This is a genomic window from Flavobacterium sp. (genome assembly GCF_027482425.1).
In the GTDB taxonomy this organism is placed as follows: domain Bacteria; phylum Bacteroidota; class Bacteroidia; order Flavobacteriales; family Flavobacteriaceae; genus Flavobacterium.
In genome coordinates this window covers 1-5,556 of sequence record NZ_JAIXWA010000026.1, presented here as the reverse complement: position 1 = coordinate 5,556, position 5,556 = coordinate 1, and the positions used below count along the sequence as shown (strand labels likewise).

8 protein-coding genes are annotated in these 5,556 nt (G+C 38.4%); 5 read left to right on the top strand and 3 right to left on the bottom strand.

Going from position 1 to position 5,556, the window contains the following annotated elements; translation table 11 throughout:
* The coding region (locus Q0037_RS02705; protein ID WP_297515079.1) for a carboxypeptidase-like regulatory domain-containing protein at positions 1 to 594 on the bottom strand (594 nt) is incomplete at its 3' end.
* 156 nt (positions 595 to 750) lie between these two features.
* Between Q0037_RS02705 and Q0037_RS02700 the strand changes: the two genes are divergently transcribed.
* The 3 genes from Q0037_RS02700 to Q0037_RS02690 all read left to right on the top strand — a co-directional run bounded on the left by Q0037_RS02700 (position 751) and on the right by Q0037_RS02690 (position 2,338).
* Complete coding sequence (locus Q0037_RS02700) at positions 751 to 1,146, top strand: hypothetical protein (RefSeq protein WP_297515077.1); 396 nt, start codon at positions 751 to 753, stop codon at positions 1,144 to 1,146.
* Between the two features lie 73 nt (positions 1,147 to 1,219).
* Positions 1,220 to 2,056 (top strand): 50S ribosomal protein L11 methyltransferase, encoded by an 837-nt coding sequence (gene prmA / locus Q0037_RS02695; protein ID WP_297515074.1) that lies wholly within the window; start codon positions 1,220 to 1,222, stop codon positions 2,054 to 2,056.
* A gap of 6 nt (positions 2,057 to 2,062) precedes the next feature.
* Positions 2,063 to 2,338 (top strand): ATP-dependent Clp protease adaptor ClpS, encoded by a 276-nt coding sequence (locus Q0037_RS02690; protein WP_073365358.1) that lies wholly within the window; start codon positions 2,063 to 2,065, stop codon positions 2,336 to 2,338.
* A 323-nt stretch (positions 2,339 to 2,661) separates the two neighbouring features.
* Here the strand turns inward: Q0037_RS02690 and Q0037_RS02685 are convergent, their stop codons facing one another.
* Both Q0037_RS02685 and Q0037_RS02680 read right to left on the bottom strand, forming a co-directional pair.
* Positions 2,662 to 3,075, bottom strand: a complete 414-nt coding sequence (locus Q0037_RS02685) for a DUF6691 family protein (protein ID WP_297515066.1) — start codon at positions 3,073 to 3,075, stop codon at positions 2,662 to 2,664.
* Between the two features lie 3 nt (positions 3,076 to 3,078).
* Positions 3,079 to 3,636 (bottom strand): YeeE/YedE thiosulfate transporter family protein, encoded by a 558-nt coding sequence (locus Q0037_RS02680; protein WP_297515062.1) that lies wholly within the window; start codon positions 3,634 to 3,636, stop codon positions 3,079 to 3,081.
* 81 nt (positions 3,637 to 3,717) lie between these two features.
* Between Q0037_RS02680 and Q0037_RS02675 the strand changes: the two genes are divergently transcribed.
* Positions 3,718 to 4,158 carry a 2-dehydro-3-deoxyphosphooctonate aldolase gene (locus Q0037_RS02675; RefSeq protein ID WP_297515060.1) on the top strand — a complete coding sequence of 147 codons (441 nt, stop codon included), beginning with the start codon at positions 3,718 to 3,720 and terminating at the stop codon, positions 4,156 to 4,158.
* A gap of 88 nt (positions 4,159 to 4,246) precedes the next feature.
* The gene (kdsA, locus tag Q0037_RS02670; RefSeq protein ID WP_297515058.1) at positions 4,247 to 5,065 is read left to right on the top strand and encodes a 3-deoxy-8-phosphooctulonate synthase; all 819 of its coding nucleotides are present in this window, start codon (positions 4,247 to 4,249) and stop codon (positions 5,063 to 5,065) included.
* Positions 5,066 to 5,556: the final 491 nt, after the last annotated feature.

Below are 5,556 nucleotides of genomic sequence, written 5' to 3'. Positions count from 1 at the left end.
TGTAAATAAAAAAGGAGAAAAACGTCCTCGTGTGGGAACATTTTGGGCTGCAGCGCCATAGGGTTGCGCGACCCGAATGCCATCGATGTACGTTTGCGTTTCATCGGCCTCACCTCCCCGTACAAAAAGCCGCCCATCTTCGGCTACATTTTGGGTTCCTGGTAAGGTTTGCAACGCCGCGATAATATTTCCGTTGGAACCCGCTGTAGTGACAATATCTAAGGGTTTGAGTACCGAAACCCGCGACCGGTCGCCTGCATCAAAAGTACCTGCCGTGATAACAACCGTATCGAGTGTATTGACGCTTTCTTTAAGGATAATTTCTAGGGGTTGCTCCTCACCCACTTGATACGGAAGTTCTACTGATTCGTATCCTAGCAACGACACTACTATTTTTTGGAGTCCCGAAACTATGGTTGTAAAAGTAAACTGACCTTGAGCATCGGTCAATCCGCCATCATAGGTGCCTTCTAAGTAAACATTGGCGCCTGAGAGTGGTGTTTTTTTGGCATCCAAAACAATTCCTGTTACGGTGTGTTGGCTGAACATTACATATGATAGTAGACTAAAAAAAATAGTGCAGATGGTTTTCATAAGTCAGGTTTTCTGAAGCAAAATTGGGCACTTGCATTGAGTTGCTCAAATCCTTCCTACCGAACTGTTGAAAATTCGGTATGAATTGTAGAAGCAAATCGAAATACTTTTTTATATTTGACTCAACAAAACTGTTACTATTCAAAACATACACTTATGAAATTTGTAAAATTCGCTGTGGCTATCGTTGCTTTTTTAGCCTTTCAAAACCTTCAAGCACAATCGGCTACTGCCAAATGGGCGCCTCTTAATGAGTACCATGAACTTTTATCCAAAACGTTTCATCCCGCGGAAGGTGGGAATTTGACCCCGATCAAAAACAGTCATGATGCTTTGGTTCAAAAATCTGAAGCCTTGGATGTAGCCACTATGCCTGTCGATTTGAAAACATCAAAAGCTGTTGAAAACATTGCGGTTTTACAGAAATTAACCAAGAAATTAAGCGAATTGATTACCAATAGAGCACCTGATGTTGAAGTTATGCGTACGTTTCAAAATGTACATGATGTATTTCATCGCATTGAAGAAGCTTGTAATCATCCCAACCGATAAAATTTAGCCCGACACTTCGTCGGGTTTTTTTTTATTGCATTTCCTGCCGTACTTTTGCCAAAAATAAAAACACATGTCAGTAGTCTATTTAGGATTTCATTTTACGGTGGAACCCAAAGATCCGGGAACAGAAATCTTAATTGCCGAGTTGGGTGAATTGCCCTTTGAAAGTTTTGTCGAACAGGAACACGGCGTAACAGCATACATTCAGCAATCGGCTTACGAGACAGGAATGGTTGAAAATCTATTTATTGTTAACTCTCCGGAATTTACCATAACACACACGATTGAGACCATTGAACAAGTCAATTGGAATGAAGAATGGGAGAAAAATTTTGATCCCATTGATGTCGATGGAATGTGCTACGTTCGCGCCCCTTTTCACGAAAAAACAAACGCGCCTTTTGACATTGTGATTGAACCCAAAATGAGTTTTGGCACAGGGCATCATGAAACGACACACATGATGATTCAACAATTGCTGGAAATGGATTTGGTGGGTAAAAAAACGTTAGATATGGGATGTGGCACTGCTATTTTAGCCATTTTGGCTGAGATGAAAGGAGCCCAACCAATTGATGCCATCGATATTGATGCATGGTGTTATTTGAACTCCATCGAAAATGCCGAACGTAACCATTGCCACCATATCACTGTAGAAGAAGGGGATGCAAGTTTGTTGCCTGGAAGATTCTATGATGTGATTATCGCCAACATTAACCGAAATATTTTGATTAATGATATGGCCACCTATACGGGGTGTTTAGCCACAAATGGATACCTGTTGCTGAGCGGCTTCTATGTGGATGATATCCCCTATTTGGATGCCGCTTGCCAACCTTTTGGATTGGTTTTTGAAAAAAAATGGGAGCGCAACAATTGGGCGTCTCTTCGCTATAAAAAACAATAAATGAAAATGAGTACGATTGAAAAAGTAAAAGAGTCAGTCGTTTTGGCTGAAGATTTAGATTTTCATCATGAAATAATATTGTTCAATGACGATGTCAACACCTTCGATCACGTTATTGACACATTAATTCGCGTTTGCGACCACACTCCTATTCAAGCGGAACAATGCGCTATTTTAGTTCATTATACGGGTAAATGCGGGGTGAAAACTGGGGCTTATGATGAATTGAAACCCCTCTGTTCTGCGTTATTGGATGCGGGTCTAAGCGCTGAAATTCAGTAATTAGCACGACAAATTTTCCTGACGCACAACTGACATAGGAAAATGCTTTATCTCCTTCAATATTGGCCTCCCCAAGTTCAGGACACCCTATTTATTTCAGCCTATTATGACGGTTTCTAAATCCGATTCAACTTGATAAGTGAATGAAAAGGTGTCTTGTTAAATATCGAATATGTAATTTTGCAACGCATCCATTGCACTCAATTGCTTAGAAATGGAGTGATCACATCCTGCGCATTAGAGGTTCTAAAGAATAAAGTAGTGGTCATATTTTTTTATTAAAAAAAGTCCACCCGTTATTATTGAATTGTAACTGCTGTTACTTAGTGCGGTAAATAATCTTTAATGCAACCATAAATAAAGGTTCCTAAAAGAGCCCCAATAAATAGAACGCCTACCGCCATAAAACCTGCACCCATCAGAATAAAAATTGGCCCTGGACATGCTCCTACCATGGCCCACCCTAAACCAAAAAGCAATCCGCCGATCCAGTACCGGAATGTTCCTTTTTCTTTATCAGGAATGGAAATAGGTTGCCCTTGGTAATCGGTTATTCTTTTTCTTTTAATCCATTGAACTCCAATCACACCTGTAGCAATTGCTACCATGATAATACCATACATGTGGAAGGAATCAAATTGAAACATTTCGTAGATACGGTACCAAGAAACGGCTTCCGCTTTGGTGAGTACGACACCAAAAAAAAGGCCAACTATAAAAAATTTGATATACTTCATAACCTAAAAAAGTAAAGGGAGAATAAAATGGGTCATCAATAATCCTCCTACAAAAAAACCAATAACCGCTTTCAAGGATTGCCCCTGAAAAGTACTTAATCCTGTAATCGCATGACCCGAAGTACAACCTCCAGCATAGCGCGAACCAAACCCAATCAGGAAGCCTCCGACTAACAGAAAGGCGATGATTTTTGGCTGTTTCAAAGCAGAAATATCAAATAAAGTTTGAGGGAGCAGTTTACCGTTTGGAGCGTCAATACCTAATTTTTGTAATTTTAAAATCGTATCCGGATGAATCGCTACATTATCGGGAGCACTTAAAAAGTGTACTGCGAGATATCCTCCAAACATAGCTCCAAAAACAACGACCAAATTCCATTGTTGACTTTTCCAATCCCATTGAAAAAAAGTTACTTTTTTCCCTACACCTGTCATGGAGCATAAACTTCTCAAATTGGAAGACATGCCAAATCCCTTTCCAAAATAAATTAAAAGCAACATTACCATTCCAATTAAAAAACCAGAAATGGCCCAATGCCAAGTTGCCATAAAAATTTCCATATGCTACATTTTTTACAAAAATAGAAATCATGGTTTGATTATTGCATAGAAATTTACAAATTTGAAAATCAATTTAACACCATGAAAAAAATTATTGCTACTCTTTTGATATTAATCCTCGAAACTAGCTGTGGAAGCGGAAAGTTGGTTATACGAAACATCGATAATTCGGTCAGAAAACTACAAACGATTGACGGACATTTTGACCTAAAAGAGTATGCCACCGATGATTTATATGGCTATAACATGGAATATCCGATTAATTTAGGATATGATAATGAACGAAATAACCCTAGAAATGTTGACTATTTTTTTAAAGCCCTTGCCGGACCGAATGGCGAACCTATTATCTGGGAAAAAATTGAAGTATGTTGTCCCTACGAAAGCAAAAAAAGTAGTACAGGAGCTGGCACTTTAGAGATTTATAAAGTTAGCTATGGTACATCTAGCCTTCGATTGTATGTGAACTTATTTGAAAAAGGAAAAATTCTATGCCCGAAAGGACTAACCATAAAAAAATAACTTTTTACCGCCATGAACAAGTCCAAGGATTCCAAAAAAATGAAAGGGTTTTATTTTATATCTTTGTGTTTCAAAAAACTAATTTTTCATGGATTTAAATCAACTGCCACAAATCAAACATACGGATAGTGGTAACTTTTTTATTTTAGCCGGACCTTGTGCTATTGAAGGTGAAGAAATGGCCTTACGTATCGCTGAAAAACTCTCTTTAATTTCTGATCATTATAAAATCCCCTTTGTTTTTAAAGGATCTTTTAAAAAAGCAAATCGCTCTCGTATTGATAGTTTTACGGGAATTGGCGATGAAAAAGCGTTAAAGATTCTTCGAAAAGTTTCCGAAACATTTCATGTTCCAACGGTAACGGATATTCATACAGAAGAGGATGCCGATAAAGCATCACAATTTGTAGATGTTTTACAAATCCCTGCTTTTTTGGTTCGACAAACCGACTTGGTGGTCGCCGCAGCCAAAACAGGAAAAACAGTCAATTTAAAAAAGGGACAATTTATGAGTCCCGAAAGCATGAAACATGCAGTACAAAAAGTTTTGGATTGTCACAATGAAAATATTATGGTCACCGACCGAGGAAGCATGTTTGGCTATCAAGATTTGATTGTTGATTTTCGGGGAATTCCTACCATGAAAGAATTTGCAACAACTGTTTTAGACGTCACCCACTCGCTGCAACAGCCCAATCAAATGTCGGGAGTAACTGGAGGAAGACCCGATCGGATAGAAACCATCGCAAAAGCTGGAATTGCAGTGGGTGTGGATGGAATTTTTATAGAAACCCATTTTGATCCAGCCAATGCTAAAAGCGATGGCGCTAATATGTTGCACTTGGAATATTTTGAAGATTTAATGCGTAAGTTGACACGAATTCGTCAAACAATCAATAGCTTCTAACCCAAAAAAAAATACGATAGTTTAAATCCTCATTCAAAGAGGTGTCGTACTCATTTGTAGTTAGCCTATGTACTTTTATGTTAGGCATATAGGCTATTTTTACAATCATTACCATAAGCATTCATTAGCAATTGATTTGAAATTGTAATTAGACCTATTTAATCTTACAAATGTTCTACTTTGGCAAATCTCCTTCTAACAAGGACTGCCTAACAAATAGATTTTTTTGGATTAAATCAATGTACTTTCGGATTTTTTTTTACTTTTGATAGCTAACAACTTAAATACAAACAAACCCATCAATTATTAATTTTTATGAAAAAAATTACATTACTACTCCTGCTTGCGTTAGTGCATTTCACGGGATATTCGCAATTTCCGACCCCAGGGGTTGAGGGATTTGAGAATACGACCGGTCCGGACGTAGCTACAAATCCATCGCCTTGGACTTTGGGAACGGGAGCCACGGGTAACCAGTGGGCTGTTTTTGA

Excerpts from the sequence above, each read along its gene's own strand:
- Q0037_RS02700 (WP_297515077.1), top strand. The coding sequence starts at position 751 with ATGAAATTTGTAAAATTCGCTGTGGCTATCGTTGCTTTTTTAGCCTTT.
- prmA (WP_297515074.1), top strand. The coding sequence starts at position 1,220 with ATGTCAGTAGTCTATTTAGGATTTCATTTTACGGTGGAACCCAAAGAT.
- Q0037_RS02690 (WP_073365358.1), top strand. The coding sequence starts at position 2,063 with ATGAGTACGATTGAAAAAGTAAAAGAGTCAGTCGTTTTGGCTGAAGAT.
- Q0037_RS02685 (WP_297515066.1), bottom strand. The coding sequence starts at position 3,075 with ATGAAGTATATCAAATTTTTTATAGTTGGCCTTTTTTTTGGTGTCGTA.
- Q0037_RS02680 (WP_297515062.1), bottom strand. The coding sequence starts at position 3,636 with ATGGAAATTTTTATGGCAACTTGGCATTGGGCCATTTCTGGTTTTTTA.
- Q0037_RS02675 (WP_297515060.1), top strand. The coding sequence starts at position 3,718 with ATGAAAAAAATTATTGCTACTCTTTTGATATTAATCCTCGAAACTAGC.
- kdsA (WP_297515058.1), top strand. The coding sequence starts at position 4,247 with ATGGATTTAAATCAACTGCCACAAATCAAACATACGGATAGTGGTAAC.